Below are 16,915 nucleotides of genomic sequence, written 5' to 3'. Positions count from 1 at the left end.
ACGTTACTTTAATCAAAATCTCTTATCAGCTGTCCTAAATTAGTTGACCACTACAACCGCTATAAGTGACCATCTCGTGAGGTATCTTAGCTGCTTCTAGCGTCTTACCCAAAGTCGCAAAGCTTTCTAGCGAGACAGATTGGTCAGCTGAGCCATGGAATACTAAGATTTCTCCTGTGGTATTGTCATAGCTTTGACCGGTTGGAATATCGAAAGCTCCATGAAAAGGTACAAAGGCTTTTTGCGGGAATCCTGAACGTGCTAGCTCTAACGCGACTGTACCACCAAAACAATAACCCATGGTTATGCCTTTGCGCACGTCATTGCCTTGTAGTCGTCCTGCATTTAACGCGCCTTGTAGTAAACGGCGCATCTTGCTGCGATCATCATATAGCTCGCCTGTTAGGCGTTTGTTTTCTTCAATAGATGTCGGGCGTACGCCTTGTCCAAACATATCTGCTGCCAAGACATTGTAGCCTTCAGTTGCCAACATGTCCGCGCGTTTACGCTCATAATCGGTTAGACCGTCCCAATCATGAATCAATAAAATAAAAGGCGCATTAGGCTCATCCGCTTTAGCATAATAGCCTTCGTAGGCCTCATCATCGACCGTATAGGTAACGTTTTTGGTAGTAATCGCGGCGGACGTTTGGCTAAAAGTCAGCGCCATTAGACCGACTGATGCACCTATTAGTAATGAGTGGTATTGTTTTTTGGATGGAGTGTTCGAAGTTGGTAACATGATAGATATCCTTATAGTTATATAAAAAGTAGTTGTAAAGTAGTTATAAAGTCAACGTATACAGTCAACCTATATAAACTCACTACATTGTCATCCTCGCTATAGTCATGCCACTATAAAATTATGACAGCGTCCGCTTGAAGTATGAGATATACGTCTACACTCGGCTGCCTTGTACTATGTTAAATGAAATCGACTATAATCAGACCAATATATTTACCAGAAATATTGGCTGCTTGATAAAAGAATACCTTAAAGAATAACTACATTACAAGGCTCTATTATTAATACCAACCTCTCTTTTAGACAGTCTAAAATTACTGATTTCGACTGCAAACTTTAACTAAATATCAACAAGGAGTGCAATGAGTCCATCATAGCTATTAGCTAGTATTAGAGACAGCTCTGTATAGAGCCTACTTTTAATGACTAGCTAGGAAGCATAATGAATAATAATATTGATCATACCGACCCCGCTAAAGACATGAATACCGAACGTGGCAATGGGGGTGAAACCCATCAGCGTGCTGGTGATGACGTCAAAGCTTTGACGACGCAACAAGGCGTTGTCATCTCCGACAATCAAAACTCTCTAAAAGCAGGCTCACGTGGGCCTACGCTGTTAGAAGATTTTGTATTACGTGAAAAAATCCATCATTTTGACCATGAGCGTATTCCTGAGCGTATCGTCCATGCGCGTGGTAGTGCTGCACACGGTTATTTTGAGCTGACAGAATCTCTAGAAGAGTACACCACGGCGAAGATTTTGACCGAGACAGATGAGCAGACGCCTTTGTTTACGCGTTTTTCAACTGTGGCTGGCAACAAAGGCTCAAAAGATACGCCACGTGATGTGCGCGGTTTTGCCGTAAAAATCTATACCGAAGAAGGCAATTGGGATATCGTTGGTAACAACATGCCGATTTTCTTTATTCAAGATGCGATGAAGTTCCCAGACTTGATTCATGCGGTAAAACCAGAGCCTGATCGCGGCTTTCCGCAAGCGGCATCTGCGCATGATACTTTTTGGGACTTTGTGTCACTAACGCCTGAAACGATGCACAATCTGATTTGGCTGATGAGTGACCGTGGTCTACCGCGTAGTCTACGGATGATGGAAGGCTTTGGTATCCATAGTTATCGTTTAATTAATAAAGAAGGCAAGAGTACCTTTGTACGTTTTCACTGGAAGCCAGTATTGGGTGTACAGTCAACCACTTGGGATGAAGCAGTGAAAATCTCAGGTGCAGATCCCGATTATCATCGTCGTGATTTGTTCGAATCAATCAACAATGGCGACTATCCTGAATGGGAGTTTGGCGTTCAATTATTTACCGAAGAAGAGGCCAATGAGTTTCCATTTGACCACCTCGATGCGACCAAACTGATTCCAGAAGAGTTGGTACCAGTTAAGACGGTTGGTAAAATGGTACTCAATCGTTATCCGGATAATTTCTTTGCAGAAACGGAGCAAGTCGCGTTTTGCCCATCACATCTACCACCAGGTATCGACTTCAGTAACGATCCATTATTACAAGGTCGACTGTTCAGCTATTTAGACACCCAGCTATCACGTTTAGGCTCACCAAACTTTGCACAACTGCCAATTAATGCACCAAAATGTCCGTTTGCTAATAATCAGCAAGATGGTCATATGCAAATGCAAATACCCAAAACCCGCACATTGTATGAGCCACAGAGTTTGGATACAACGAGACCACGTGAAAGCGTTAAAGAGGGTTTTGAATCATTTCATGAGCAGCTAGATGATGGAGTAAAAGGTCGCGTACGTGCAGAGAGTTTCGCAGATCATTACAGTCAGCCACGGATGTTTTATCGTAGCCAAACACCCACGGAGCAAGCACATATCGCAACAGCCTATGCCTTTGAGCTCGGTAAAGTAGATACAGCACATGTACGTGCTCGTATGCTTGGTCATCTGATTCATATCGATGAAGACTTGGCCAATCGTGTGGCGACCGCACTTGGTATGGAATTGCCAGAACCTGCGGATGCCGCTGCACCTGTACTAGATATAGCAACCTCTAAAGCGGTACAAACCATCGGTCTGACGCCTGACAGTCTAAAAGGTCGTCTGATAGGTATATTGGTCGCGGAAGGCTCTAAGAGTAGCGAGATTAAGAAGTTTGAAGACGCCGCTAAAGAGCAGGGCGCTAGTGTCAAAATAGTGGCACCTAATAAAGAGGTGGTGTTGGATGATGGCACACGCATACAAGCTGATGAGCGCCTCGCTGGTGGTCCGTCAGTGATGTTCGATGCTGTGGTGAGTATTATCATGCCTGATCAAGCTAAAAAGCTAGCCAAAGACAGCTCAGCCTTAGATTGGTTCAACGATGCGTATGGTCATTGTAAAGCGATTGCGTATTGCGGAGCAACGGATGAGTTTATATTGAGTAAACTGCCAATTGAAAAAGACAGTTTTGTTACGCCACTCGCTGAATTAGATAGCTTTATTGCAAATGCGAAGTCTCGTCTATGGAAGCGTGAGCCAAAGGTACGTGATTTGGCATAATTAATGTCATACGGTTTCTAGATACGTTAAGTTTTATATATTAAATGTTATACGTTAAGTTTTATCAAAAACCCAGCCTAAGCGCTGGGTTTTTTAGTGGGGGTAAAAAAGTGTGAGCGCTAATCACACTTTGTTAAAAGCGTGTCATTTTATAAGAAGATGCTATATTTCAATTACTTCATCCTTTATCGTAAAAATACGACATAACCCTTAAAGTGTGGACTGTTTTCCAAAAACCCTGCGCCGTGCCACTGACCACCTTCAATGATACCCACTTTAAAATCAAAGGGCACATTTTCTAGTTTTTTTAGATATCGAGAGTAATTGGTTAAAGTAGTTGTTCCTTGATAAGTTTGGATAACCAACTCATCGATGGCATCACCGAGCTGCATAAACTGAGGCTCCTCAGCTTGGTTTGACCAATCAAGCAATCCAGTTACGCTCAACTGATAATGCGCTGGTAGTTGCTTACGCACATTCCTCAGCAGTTGTGCGTACTTATCCAGTTGATAGGTGGGAGCATCATAGTCTATTTGAATCCCCATCACTTGATTGCCTGCTCGCTGCCACTTCTCTAAGCGCTCGATAAGCTGAGCCATCACTTCGTCTGACCATTCTTGACTGGTTGCACGATAGACGAGCCAGATTTTTTTATCATCTAAAGAGCGAACGCCTAGACCTTGCGGTGTCAGCGTTGCAAGTGCAGCATGATCTGCATTCTCATTAGTATTGGGACGATAGTACGGAATATTAGGCGGACGAATTTCACCTTGTAAGATATATAAGGTATGAGCTTGGCTCAGCTGGGTATCATCCTTGGGCGGTGTCCATATCCAAAACTGCTCATAATCTTTCGCATTAACAATTGCATCGCTAGTAGCAGCAGTATTAGTGGTGTGCCCAGCATTGAGGGCGATCTCTACTGATTGGGGTTGCTGCTCAGTTTTAGATTGATGCGTTGAAGCAAGGCTATAGACTGAGTTATAAATAATAGACGTAAGAACCAGTATGATTAAGCAAATAACCCCTAATACTAGCCCTCTATGTTTTTGCCAGTTTTTTATCAATTCAAAAAGCCTTTCAATTTACCAATAATATTTCTGGTTTTTCGCCCAGTTTGTATTTTTAAAGTCTGATTTTAAGCGTTTAAACCAAGCTTTACGAACTGACATGTCCACATTTTCATCGCTACAATGGTTCCTACCTGAACTTGCAAAGCAGCCAATCGCACGATGTAGCGCATAGGCTGATAACTCGTCATCTTGATTGCTGTTAAATGTAGATTGATAGATGTTCAATCGGTTTAGCGCTTGACCGTCAAAACGACTGGGTATATCACCTAAGTAAGGATAGCGATAGCCTGAATCGTTTTGATCAGAAGAATGATAGGAATTGTCATAATCTTCGAGATAGTAAGTTAAGTTTGAGTCATTCATAAACTCGGCTAGACATAGGGTTTGTAGTCTGTCTTTTGGGTTTTGGCTCAGGCGCGTCACTGTTTTCGTCAAGTCTTGGCAGTTTATGTTAGGACTAATTTGTTTACCCTGCCAATTAAACTCACTGAATGTAGGCAAGTATTTCAGTTTTTCGTCCTCACTATCAAAGCCTAAATACTTTTGGGCGTCTTTGGGGAGATAGTTCTGTCTGTATGTTAAATAATCAGCATAGCGCCCCTGTAGTAGTGATTTAGTCAGTAGCGCGTAACGGGCTTCTGCGCCAATCGTATCAGTAACCGAATGACGATCAGCAATTTGTCTCAATAGCACGGGATCGGCAGAATACTTGATTACTCGCATTTTTAAAGTTTGAGATTGTACCGTAGCGTTATTACCAAAAAATTTGCTGTAATCATTGGTTTGATCTGCTTGAAGCGCTAACGCCAGCTCGGTTATTCTGTTTTGAAACGGTTGTTTTGGCAATTGATGTAGGCGATCCCATATTGCGTTTGCCTCATTGATATCACCCGTTTGCTGCAATGCTTTGGCTTTTAGGACGTATTGGCTAAACCTTGAATATGACATCTCACTTGTCGGTACAGTAGTTGGTAAGTACTTTATAGCAAGTTTTGGATTGTTTTCCTGCACAAAATAATAGGTCGCTATGAGATACTGATATAGATCTGTGCGCTCTTTAAACTTGGGTTTTAGCTGCTTTAGCTCTGCTAATGTTAGCGGTTTAATAGAACTAAAAGAGTCAGCAGGTCTTAAGCGGTATAACGCAAAACTGGTGAGTAAAATGGGGTTATTTAGATCATTAATATTGAGTGGTTCATCAAAGTTTGCAAAAAATACTCTTTGTTCTATTTCTGCTGGCAATACGCGACTATCCAGATTAAACGCTAGTGAGTTGGTATGATCGATTTGCCACTCGATCTCATCAATCAGCTTATCTTGTCGATCTGCTAGCCAATAGAGCCGACGTTGTAAGCCGCGCGCTGAGGCAGTATAGTGGCCATCTTTAAAGCGGCTAAGGTAAGTATTGATGACCTTTTGAGTATTGGAAAACAGTCTTGGATCAACGGTCTCGCTCTTATAGCGGTAGTCTCCCATGCCGTGCTGATAAATACGATTAATACCAGTACGAATCAGCATATAATTGGCGGTATCGACCAGCCAAGCAAGTCCGGCATTGTTGTCTGTTTTAATATTGATTAACGCACTATAGAGATTATGAGCACTGTCAAAGTCTGATTTTTCACCCAAATAAAACAGCTGAGTGGCCATAATATAGTCTGCGTATGGCTGAGCATTGGTAGACCATTTCAACGGAAAAGTAGATGTACTCTCGGCTGATGAGGTGTCATGACCGAACGAGTTCGCACATTCGCTGCGGATGGCTTGGCGAAACTGCATCAGTTGTAAGCGTTCTTTAGAGGTCAATTTCGTATCAATCTTTAGCGCGTCTTTTAGCGCCTCTTCACCTGTATAAAAACTATTACAATATTCGGCGTAATTGCTTTTTTTAGATTGCTCTAAAAAATTCTGATTGGGGTTTTTTACTTCATTCACTGCCGTTTGTCTTAAAGTAGGTAAGTTTAACGGAAAGTCATGAGCATAATAGGAGTCTGATTCATGCGTATTAGGAATATCAAAGTCAATTAAGCCTTTATCAGCGAGCAATAAATACAGGTTGGTTTGGGTATCGTTGCCAGTATCTAGCGTTGGGAAATTAATCTGACATTCATTATAGGTGCGATTGTCCAATGAGAAATTAGAGCTACAATAAAGCCAACCTCCGGCTTTTGCAGAGATGGAGAACCCCATTAGTGCTGTGGTAAATATGGTTAAAACACAAGGTTTGGTTATAAGGTTTAAGAAAGGTGGTGTAGGCTGTTTGGTAGTTTCTGCAAGGTGATTCATGAATGGCTCGTTTATTATACTTTTGTTGATTGCCACAATCATAGCAGAATTTTATTTTAACTGTTCTTTGTTTTTGCTTTTCGCATATGGGGTTATGACAGATAAGAGCGTTCGCGTTGGATTGTCTATGAGTAATTCTATAGTCACAAGCGTTCACTCAAAGCCATTACAATTTATATGAGGAGCGTTATACTGAATGTATTGATGGATATCTAAAGATATCCATAGTAAGGACTATCTATATGGCAGGGAATGCAAATGAGTTTATGCGAGATTGTACGTCTGAATGGGTACATCCAAAGTACGTATATGGCGGTCTACCCAGATAAAATTATGCTGCTAGATGGCGCTTGTCGGCCTGATGTGGAAATGGTGCTGGATTATATTAAGACGACCTTAAAACGACCCGTTACTGATCTAAAAGTCGTCGTCGTCACTCATATGCACCCAGACCATGCGGGCGGAGCCCATAAGTTCCGAGATGAGACAGGCTGTATGATAGTGTCGGCAGATAAAAGCGATCAGTGGTATAGCGGTATTGCTGGTCGTACGATGCATTTAGTGGATATAAATCTTGCGTATTATGTGGCGAGACGCCAAGGCTGCTCCCTAAAGAATCTGTATTATCCAGCGTATCTTAAGGCTGATATCACTGTCAGTGAAGGAGACTGCGTGCCAGGGTTTGATGAATGGCAGGTGCTTGAAACTCCTGGGCATACAGACCGCGATTTATCTTTGTTTCATCTGCCTAGTCGACAGGTATATACCGCTGATTTGATTATCAAGCTACGCCATAAGTTTGTGGCGCCTTTTCCTGTCTATGATCCCAAGGTTTATATTCAATCGCTCCAAAAAATCAAAGCATTAAAACCTTCTGTGGTCATGATGGCACATGGTCGTGAGTTGGCGATAGATCAAGCCATGTTTGATACTTTGATTACGCAGGCACCCAAGCAGCCACGAACCATTAAAGACACTATCAAGCATAAATTACTACGGCGAAAAAATGCTGACTTTTCGATGTTCAAGCAGAAAAAATAAAGTAGGGCATAAAAAAAGCCCAGTTACTATATTTTCTCATAACTGAGAGAGATAGTAACTGGGCTTTTGGAATATGGTGGGCCGACCGCGACTCGAACGCGGGACCAATTGATTAAAAGTCAACTGCTCTACCAACTGAGCTATCGGCCCTGAGCGAGGATAAAACGAAGCATTGCTTCGTCTGAGCGCAAGAGAATTTACATTGTCGTAAATTCTAGAAACTACGCATCCAAACTAGGTTCAAAACCCTTTAAATGGGATTTTGTTAAAACTTAACATCTTAAAGATGCTTTTAACTTTTATCAACCAACTACCGGATAGGGTAAAACGATCGATAAGCGTATTACTAAATATGGTGGGCCGACCGCGACTCGAACGCGGGACCAATTGATTAAAAGTCAACTGCTCTACCAACTGAGCTATCGGCCCTGAAGAACATCTATAAGAGCAATGCTCTTTTGTTCTGCAAGTTAAGCTTAAATAACATACATTAAGCTTGTTTCAACGTTTAAAGAGTTTGTATCCCTAAACGTGAGAGCACATTATATATATAATTATGACAATTACAACCCCTGATGAGGAAAAAACTATAAATATGCAGAAAAAATAACTATTTTTTTAGGATTTTATCATTATGATTCAGTTGAGCACTGAACATGCTAACTCAGTGCCCCTGTCATTCACGATTAATCCCTAGAAAGTGCATCTACAGGATCTAGTTTTGCAGCATTACGGGCGGGCAAGAAGCCAAAAACAACCCCAATAAGCGTGGAGCACACAAAGGCTGCAATGATAGAGGTAGCGGAATAGATAACTTTAAAGCTATCACCACCAAATTGATTGATCAGTTCGCCGATAGCAAAGGCCATACCAATACCTAGCAAACCACCCAAAATACAAACCAGCACGGCCTCTATCAAGAACTGCTGCATGATGTCGTTTTGGCGAGCTCCAACAGCCATTCGCACTCCAATCTCGTTGGTACGCTCGGTCACGGACACCAGCATGATATTCATAACACCAATACCACCAACGATCAGTGAGATAACAGCAACAGATGAGATAAGTAGGGTCATGGTGCCTGTGGTCGACTCAATGGTCTGACGAATAGAGTCTGAGTTACGAAGTTCAAAATCATCTTTACCATGGCGACCTTCTATCAATTCCGATATGGCAGTCTCAGCCACGCTTGATGAAATACTGTCATCTAATAACGCTACAAAACGATCAATATTGGCGCTGCCAGTAATGCGTGACATGACGGTAGTGTAGGGCATGTATATGATGGGTGTGGTGCTATCTGCGCCAAAACCACTGTCGCTCTCTTCAAGGACGCCAATGACTCGCCCAGGTACGCTACCGACCAGTAGTACTTCACCAATAGGGTCGTCAATATCTGCAAAGAATGCTTGTTTGGCATTATCATCGATAATAACGTCTTGGCTACGTAGGCTGATACTGTCTTCGTCAAACCCTTGTCCCGATGCCAACGTTTCACCAGTGACTTCTAGGTAATACTCACCAACACCATTAACTGTTGAGTCTTCTTGAACACTGCTATAACGCACACTGGCTGTACTATTTACCTGAGGACTCACATTGATGACATAGGGTTGATTACCGACAGCTTGAGCATCTTCTGGTGTGAGGTTGTCATCATTGTAACGGCGTCTTGGGTCGCCTCTAGGGTAACCATCATTCACCGTTATAGTATTGGTGCCCAGTGAGCTAATATTTGCGAGTATTTGTTGTTGAGAGCCTTGACCTAGACCGACGATAGAGACGACGGCAGCGATACCGATGATGATACCTAGCATGGTCAATAAAGTACGCATTTTGTGTGCTCGCATGGCGAGTAGGGACATCTTAAATGCTTCAAAAAATCGGTCAAGGAAGCTGCTAAATGCACTTTTGCGGTGACCGCTGAGAATAGATGCTGGTTGTTGTGTTGTTGGTTTATAATGCTCTGTTTTATAATCAGCAATGACATAGCCATCTTTTAGCTCAATCACTCGTTCGGCTTGAGCAGCAAGCTTGGGATCGTGAGTGACCATAATTATAGTATGACCTTGAGCATTTAGGTCATGCAAAATCTCCATGACATCTTCACCAGATTTACTATCTAGTGCACCAGTCGGCTCATCAGCCAAAATAACATCACCACCATTCATTAGTGCGCGAGCAACAGAAACACGCTGCTGCTGACCACCTGAGAGCTGGCTAGGTCGATTATTTACCTTTTCACCAAGACCCAAATCGGTCAATAGCTTTTCGGCACGTTGAGTCCGAGCGTTGGTATCCATACCTGCATAAACAGCAGGAACAGCGACGTTGTCTTTGGCGCTGATGTCACCAAGCAAATGGTAACGCTGAAAAATAAATCCAAAGTGCTCACGGCGCAATTCAGCTAACTCATCTGCTTCTAGCTTGTTTACTGATTGACCATATATTTTATAGTCACCAGCCGTTGCTTGATCCAAGCAGCCCAAGATATTCATTAAGGTGGACTTGCCAGAACCCGATTGTCCGATGATAGCGACCATCTCACCTTGATTGATCGTCAAGTCAACATCATGCAATACTCGAATGGTTTGCTCACCTGCCGGAAACTCTCGAATAACACCAGAGAGCTGCATAATGGGCTTTTCAGCTACGTTAGGTGTCTGTTGAGACGATTGAGATATAGTCATAGCAAGGTCTTTGTGTTTAATCTAAAGTAATAAAAATCGGTGTGGTAGGGCAGCTTTGTACCAAGCTTCTTCATAATCAACATATATCAGTGGTACGTTACATTCCTGGAGGACCACCGCCGCCTGGCATACGAGCACCACCGCCACCTGACGATTTAGCACCACCTTCACTGATAATGACTTTTTCACCTTCTTGTAAGCCACTCAAAATCTGCGCATTCACTCGATTGTCGATGCCTACTTCGACTGTGCGATCTTCGACTGTGTTATCGTCTTTTAAGACACGTATGAATGTATTGGTTTGAGACTCTCCATTTGCTTGATTTTTGGCAGGTCTTTCTTTTACGGCGGCTGATGGCACAAGCACGGCATCTGTCGCTTGGTCGATAACGATATAAAGTTGAGCCGTCATATCAATACGGAATAATCGATCAGTATTGGGTACTTCAATATAGCCAACATAGTAGATAGCAGAATCTGTTGAGCTGGTTTCACTGATCTCTTCAGGTGCAGGCTCGATAGCTGTTAAGGTAGCATCATATTTTTGGTCTGGATTACCGATAATATTGAAGTAGGAGGGCATGCCAGCACTAACGTTAATCACATCAGCTTCTGATATTTGGGCATTGATACGAACCGTTGATAAATCGGCTAGCGTAACCAGAGTCGGCGCTGTTTGATTGGCGTTGACGGTTGTGCCTTGTTCGGTGGTGATAGAAACGACCGTACCAGAAATGGGCGCACGAATCGTGGTATAGCTAAGATCTTCTGCAGCTGTACTAACATTGGTTTCGGCTATACGTATTGCTGCTTGCTGACTCTCGATATCTGCTTGCGTAGTAACAATAGCAGCCTTAGCAGTATCAATTGCCGCAAGCGCATTGTCTACCGCAGCTTGTGCTGTTTCGACAGTGGTTTCTTGTGTGTCATACTCCTGCTGAGAAATTGCATCGATAGAGACCAAAGACTCTAATCGAGCAAAGTCTGATTTTGCTTGTTTTAGTTCAGACTGACGGCTAGCAAGATCAGCATAGGCACTTTTTAGATTGGCTTGCTTGCTTAGTGTTTCTGCACGAGCACTTTGGAGTGCGGCTTCACTTTGCTGAAGGCTGGCTTGTTGATTGCTTAAGTTGTTCTTTTGCGTCACTTGATCAATCTGGGCAATCAAATCACCTTTTTCTACCTCATCGCCTACTTCTACATAGAGACGAGTCACTTCACCAGAAACCTGAGCACCAACATCAACGGTGTTGAGTGCTTTTACTTTACCTGATGCCATGACATTGTTTTCTATGTCGCCAATTTCAGCCGTGGCGGTTAAGTAGGTTGGACCTTCTTCTTTAGGTTTCAAAAAGTGATAGGCTAAGGCTGCTACTGCTACCACAATCAAAGCGATAACACCCCATTTAATAGCAGATTTTTTACTCATTTTACGCATGACGATTATCCAACCACAAAAGTATCAATTGTAGGTATAGTAAATGTTTGATACAAAAAAGGAAATGGCAATTAGTTTAAGAAAGGTTAAGGTTTTTTTTGAGCATGGTGGGAATAGAGAAGGAATAGGTGATAAGTGATAAGTGATAAGTGATGGTGCTATGACCATGGCTTTGACTAATGGTTTTTTATTTAACTGAGGCTATATTTAATGTGACTGAGAAGAAAATGAATGCGCCATTCAAAATTACTTTGGACTTTCAAATAACCTTTGACCTGATAACTCAAGCGCTGCTTGCAATAGTAGCTCCCACGCTGGCTGCTGGACCAACCCTTTGATTGCTTGATCACAGCGATATAAGAATGCAGGCCATTCGGCTGTGTGTACATTTGAGTGGCGGCGGCAGGCTTGTTGATACAGTCCTTGCTTACTACGCCAAATACCAAGTGATTGTGGATCTTGCCCATCCATTAATTGCATGATTTGACGCATATCTTTACTAATCGCCCACAGCACTAGAGTCGTTGGCTCATCAGTCGCTCTGAGCTGAAAGATGATTTTTGCCACTTGTGCGCTATTGCCTGCCAGCATGGCATCTGATAAGTCGAACACGCTAAATTGCGCGTCACTGACCAGTGCTGCTTGTAGGTCTTTAACATCAAGTGCCACGTTTGCTGTCGGTGGTATCTGACTGTCTGCGATTGAATTGGTGTTATCGTTATCACCGACCAGCTGCGGTGCAAACAGGTAAGACAGCCGCCACAAGGTTTGATAAGCACTGAGTAAATGATGCTCCGTATGTGAAATAAGTAACTGCCAAGCTTCTTGAGACAGTGTTAAACCAAACTGCTGGGCTTGTATTTGCAACAGTTGTTGTCGTTGCTGTTCATTGTATAGATTGCAGTCAATGATGTGACCGTACTGCGCAAATGGCGCAAACCATTTGCTACTTTGGGCGCGTTTGTCTTGTTTGGGTGTTAGCCATAGAAGGCTGTGACTGTGTGCACCTGATTGTGCATCGATGGCGAAGCGTTCTAACTCAGCAATAACGGCTTTGTCAGGTTTATGATTGCCGGTCACGATTAATGCGCTCGCATCATCGAATAAAGATTGGCTACCTAACTCTGACAGCACTTCCTGCCAGCTCTTGACTGATACCAGCTCTATGCGTTTAATGGCGTAATTTTGCGCGTGCCAATGAGGACGCAGCGCATCGATGAGCCATTGACTGAGCAAGGGCTCATCACCATGCGCCAGCCACAAGCCCGCTACTGTAACGGATGGTTGCAGTAGCTTTGGATAGGCTCTTATAAAGGTATCTTGCATAGACTGGTAGTACACAGGTTGATGGCAGTGAGTATCAAATGTTCAGTTGGCAATACGCTTATGTTAAGGGTTTGGTGTCACAACGGCGGTTGATGATGAGCCATTACCAGGTTGTACGGGTATGGTGGCACCTGCTGATGGCACTTTAGGGAGAGAAAGTGCCGCATACTGATCCGTGATACGGCGTGCCAAGCTATCATATAGCCACTCAGTAATTTGATTGCCTTGCTGATCATCAGTGCTAACCGATGCATCATTGTATTGATAGCTGCGCTCAATTTGTATGGGGTTGCTTAACGTGATTGGCTGACCATTTTCCATGGTTTGGTAGCTGACATCTGCTGATATAACTAAGCGAATTTCTGTTAAAACACCGACTAACTCATACTGTTTAAAACGGAGATTGCTAATATTAATCGCAGCAATAGGTTCAGCGCTGGTCTGATTATTATTAGCGACATCTTTTGCTGTCATATTACTAATAACGTTGACGCCTAAAGCCTCTAGGTTTTTTGTTAACGGTAGCTTGAGTGGGAAGGACGTGCGATCATCTTCGATGATGACTGCTGTTTTGGCAACATTTAAGAGCATTGGGGTATCATAGCCACGCAGTTGAAAACCGCAACCGCTGAGCGCTGCTGTGGCGCCTAATACTGTAAACATCGGTAGGGCAGCAAGCAATGCTGTTGCTAGTTTCTGTCTACCAAGGCTTACAGTAGTATAGCGTTGTTCGCGCTGTTTACTTTGATGTAACTGACCAGTTCGATGTTTATACGACATAATCGCTATCCTCAAATTATAAAAAGGCTTAGATTAGATAGAGCATCCACTAAGCCTAAAATATCTAACCCACAACCACGATATTAACCAACTTATTAGGAACGACGATTTCTTTTTTGATTTCACCAGTAATGAACTTTGCCACACCTTCAATCGCCCGAGCTTGTGCTTTTAGCTGCTCTGGATCGCTGTTTGGGGCGACATCCATCTTACCGCGCATCTTACCATTAACTTGTACGACCATCGTGATGGTATCCTGCACCAGCGCACTTTCATCAACAGTTGGATAGTTTAGAGTAACAGTATCTAGTCCCAACTGTTCAAGTAAGTGCTCACCGACGTGCGGTGCATACACCGATAACATAATCAGTAAATCTACCAATGCTTCATGCTGCACTCGTAGGTCTTGCTCATTAGTGACCTTAAAACCAGTTAACTCGTTGGCAAGCTCCATGAGGCTAGATACGGGCGTGTTTAGTGCCAAGCGATCACCCAAATCACTGTCAATCTTAGCAATCGTTTCGTGCGTTTTACGACGTAAGTTTTTGGCTTCTTTGCTTAGCCCTTCAGTATTAAGTACTTCGCTATTTAGCGTCGTCAGATCTAAGTTTGCAGCAGTCAGTGCTTGCATGTGCTCAGCGGCAATACGCCACACTTTCTTCACGAAGTTATAAGGGCCTTTTAACGCATCATCCGACCACTCTAGCGTTTGGTCAGCAGGCGCGGTAAATAGCGTGTATAGACGAACGGTATCAGCACCATACTTATCGATGGTAATCTGTGGATCGACGCCGTTATTCTTTGACTTAGACATTTTTTCGATTTTGCCAATAGTCACTGGCTGTCCATCAGCTTTTAAGATGGCTTTAATCGGTTGACCGCGATCATCATAGTCAATATCGATGTCTTCGGCGAAGTAATAGGTGGTACTACCATCTGCATTGACGCGATAGAAAGTACCAGCGAGTACCATGCCTTGAGTCATCAAGTTGGCAAACGGCTCGTTGCCAGATACCAAGTTTTCATCACGCATGAGCTTGTGAAAGAAACGCGCATAAAGTAGATGCATCACAGCATGCTCAACACCGCCGACATATTGATCAACAGGTAGCCATTTATTGGCAGCAGATTTATTGACCATGCTTTGCGCATCATTTGGACTAGCAAAGCGTGCGTAATACCAGCTCGACTCGACGAAGGTGTCAAAGGTATCGGTTTCACGTTCAGCAGGGTTGCCACATTTAGGGCAAGTGGTGTTTACAAACTCTGGAATGTTTTTGAGTGGGTTGCCGCGACCATCAGGGACGACATCAGTCGGTAGGACGACGGGCAAGTCTTTTTCTTCGACAGGCACAGTACCACAATGCTCGCAATTGATCATTGGGATAGGGCAACCCCAATAACGTTGGCGCGAGACACCCCAATCACGTAAGCGATATTGGATTTTTTTCTTGGCTAATTGTTTTGGCTCAAGCTTGGCTAGCATCGCTTCAAACGCTTGCTCAAAGTCTAGACCGTCAAACTCGCCTGAATTCACCAAGGTGCCGCGTTCAGTATAGGCAAGGTTTGGCTCAGAACCGTCTGCTTTGGCATCAGCAAGCACAGACTCTTTATAACCTTCAGGTGACTGGATGACTTGTTTAATAGGCAGGCTATATTTGTTCGCAAATTCATAATCACGCTCATCATGAGCGGGAACCGCCATCACAGCACCTGAGCCATAGCTCATTAGCACATAGTTCGCAACCCAAACTGGTACTTCTTCGCCAGTTAGTGGGTGAGTGACAGTCAGACCTGTGTCCATACCGACTTTTTCGGCTTTGGCCAAATCGGCTTCAGCGACTGAGCCTTTTTTACACAAGGCACAAAAATCTGCGATTGCTTTATCATTCTCAGATGCATACTGTGCAAGCGGATGCTCTGCGGCAACTGCCACATAGGTGACGCCCATCAAGGTATCAGGACGGGTAGTGAACACATCTAAGGTATTGCTTTCACCTGCCAACTCGTATGGAAAGTGTACTTCCATACCCGCACTACGACCGATCCAGTTACGCTGCATGGTCAGTACTTCTGATGGCCAATGACCTTCTAATTGATCCAAATCATCCAGCAGCTCATCAGCATAGTCAGTGATGTTGAAGTAATACATAGGAATGTCGCGCTTCTCAACTGCAGCACCACTACGCCAGCCTTTGCCATCGATGACCTGCTCATTAGCCAATACCGTATTGTCAATCGGGTCCCAGTTGACCGTCGATAGCTTTTTATAGACCAAGCCTTTTTTGTACAGCTGTAAGAATAACCACTGCTCCCACTGATAGTATTCAGGGCTACAGGTAGCGAACTCGCGTGACCAGTCAATAGATAGGCCTAGTAACTTAAGCTGTGCGCGCATGTTGTCAATATTGGCAAACGTCCACTTGGCAGGTGGGGTTTGATTGGCGATCGCGGCGTTTTCTGCTGGCAAGCCAAAACCATCCCAGCCCATTGGCTGCATGACTTCATGACCTTTTAGGCGATAGTAACGGCTCAGTACGTCCGAAATTGTATAGTTACGCACGTGCCCCATATGTAGCTTGCCGCTTGGATAAGGAAACATAGACAGCATATAACGGCTTGGCTTATCGCTTGGCTCATTACTAACTTCGAAGCGCTTGTCAGTTGCCCATTTGGCTTGTTGCGCCGCTTCGATAGCTTGTGGGTTATAATAATTGTTTTCTGCTTGGTCAGATGTCACAGTATTACTCATAGTGGGCTCTAGATTGAATATTTTGATAAGAAAATTAGATACGCTAGAATAGCGCAAATCGGCAAAAAATGCGATGGGGCAACGTAATAATAGAGCAGTATTAAGAAGTTTATAAGCACTTAAGATATTATATAACCCCAGTTCGGGATAAGCCACATTGTAACTCATTGATACTATTTACAATGTAGCCACCTGCCCTTGCTGAGGCATATTTTTGATGGTGGGTTTATAGGGAAACCAGCAATAAGCAATTA

Annotated in this window: 10 protein-coding genes and 2 tRNA genes; 2 read left to right on the top strand and 10 right to left on the bottom strand. The window is 43.5% G+C overall.

Features of this window, described 5'->3' with window-relative positions:
• Nucleotides 1-34 precede the first annotated feature (34 nt).
• Nucleotides 35-742, bottom strand: coding sequence for a dienelactone hydrolase family protein (locus tag EI164_RS09125; RefSeq protein WP_225739199.1), 708 nt, complete (start codon nucleotides 740-742; stop codon nucleotides 35-37).
• Between the two features lie 445 nt (nucleotides 743-1,187).
• Here EI164_RS09125 and EI164_RS09120 point away from each other — a divergent pair, with 445 nt between their 5' ends.
• Nucleotides 1,188-3,275 carry a catalase gene (locus EI164_RS09120; RefSeq protein ID WP_192519659.1) on the top strand — a complete coding sequence of 696 codons (2,088 nt, stop codon included), beginning with the start codon at nucleotides 1,188-1,190 and terminating at the stop codon, nucleotides 3,273-3,275.
• A 185-nt stretch (nucleotides 3,276-3,460) separates the two neighbouring features.
• Here the strand turns inward: EI164_RS09120 and EI164_RS09115 are convergent, their stop codons facing one another.
• Nucleotides 3,461-4,342, bottom strand: coding sequence for a DUF3142 domain-containing protein (locus tag EI164_RS09115; RefSeq protein ID WP_192519658.1), 882 nt, complete (start codon nucleotides 4,340-4,342; stop codon nucleotides 3,461-3,463).
• An 18-nt stretch (nucleotides 4,343-4,360) separates the two neighbouring features.
• Complete coding sequence (locus tag EI164_RS09110; RefSeq protein ID WP_192519657.1) at nucleotides 4,361-6,634, bottom strand: hypothetical protein; 2,274 nt, start codon at nucleotides 6,632-6,634, stop codon at nucleotides 4,361-4,363.
• Nucleotides 6,635-6,892: 258 nt separating this feature from the next.
• Here EI164_RS09110 and EI164_RS09105 point away from each other — a divergent pair, with 258 nt between their 5' ends.
• Nucleotides 6,893-7,675 (top strand): MBL fold metallo-hydrolase, encoded by a 783-nt coding sequence (locus EI164_RS09105; RefSeq protein ID WP_192519656.1) that lies wholly within the window; start codon nucleotides 6,893-6,895, stop codon nucleotides 7,673-7,675.
• 74 nt (nucleotides 7,676-7,749) lie between these two features.
• Here the strand turns inward: EI164_RS09105 and EI164_RS09100 are convergent.
• From EI164_RS09100 to leuS, 7 genes are all read right to left on the bottom strand, one after another.
• Nucleotides 7,750-7,825, bottom strand: a tRNA-Lys gene (locus EI164_RS09100).
• A gap of 203 nt (nucleotides 7,826-8,028) precedes the next feature.
• A tRNA-Lys gene (locus EI164_RS09095) sits at nucleotides 8,029-8,104 on the bottom strand.
• 257 nt (nucleotides 8,105-8,361) lie between these two features.
• Nucleotides 8,362-10,365, bottom strand: coding sequence for a MacB family efflux pump subunit (locus tag EI164_RS09090; RefSeq protein ID WP_192519655.1), 2,004 nt, complete (start codon nucleotides 10,363-10,365; stop codon nucleotides 8,362-8,364).
• 97 nt (nucleotides 10,366-10,462) lie between these two features.
• Nucleotides 10,463-11,803: an efflux RND transporter periplasmic adaptor subunit gene (locus EI164_RS09085; RefSeq protein ID WP_192519654.1), complete on the bottom strand. Its 1,341-nt coding sequence runs from the start codon at nucleotides 11,801-11,803 to the stop codon at nucleotides 10,463-10,465.
• 246 nt (nucleotides 11,804-12,049) lie between these two features.
• Complete coding sequence (locus EI164_RS09080; protein WP_192519653.1) at nucleotides 12,050-13,129, bottom strand: DNA polymerase III subunit delta; 1,080 nt, start codon at nucleotides 13,127-13,129, stop codon at nucleotides 12,050-12,052.
• Nucleotides 13,130-13,192: 63 nt separating this feature from the next.
• Nucleotides 13,193-13,909 carry a hypothetical protein gene (locus EI164_RS09075; protein WP_225739198.1) on the bottom strand — a complete coding sequence of 239 codons (717 nt, stop codon included), beginning with the start codon at nucleotides 13,907-13,909 and terminating at the stop codon, nucleotides 13,193-13,195.
• 64 nt (nucleotides 13,910-13,973) lie between these two features.
• Nucleotides 13,974-16,661, bottom strand: a complete 2,688-nt coding sequence (leuS, locus tag EI164_RS09070; protein ID WP_192519652.1) for a leucine--tRNA ligase — start codon at nucleotides 16,659-16,661, stop codon at nucleotides 13,974-13,976.
• Nucleotides 16,662-16,915: the final 254 nt, after the last annotated feature.

It is taken from the genome of Psychrobacter sp. FME13, from assembly GCF_014861395.1.
Lineage (GTDB): Bacteria > Pseudomonadota > Gammaproteobacteria > Pseudomonadales > Moraxellaceae > Psychrobacter.
The sequence above is the reverse complement of the archived record's forward strand: the minus strand, read 5'-3'. Positions and strand labels throughout refer to the sequence as shown.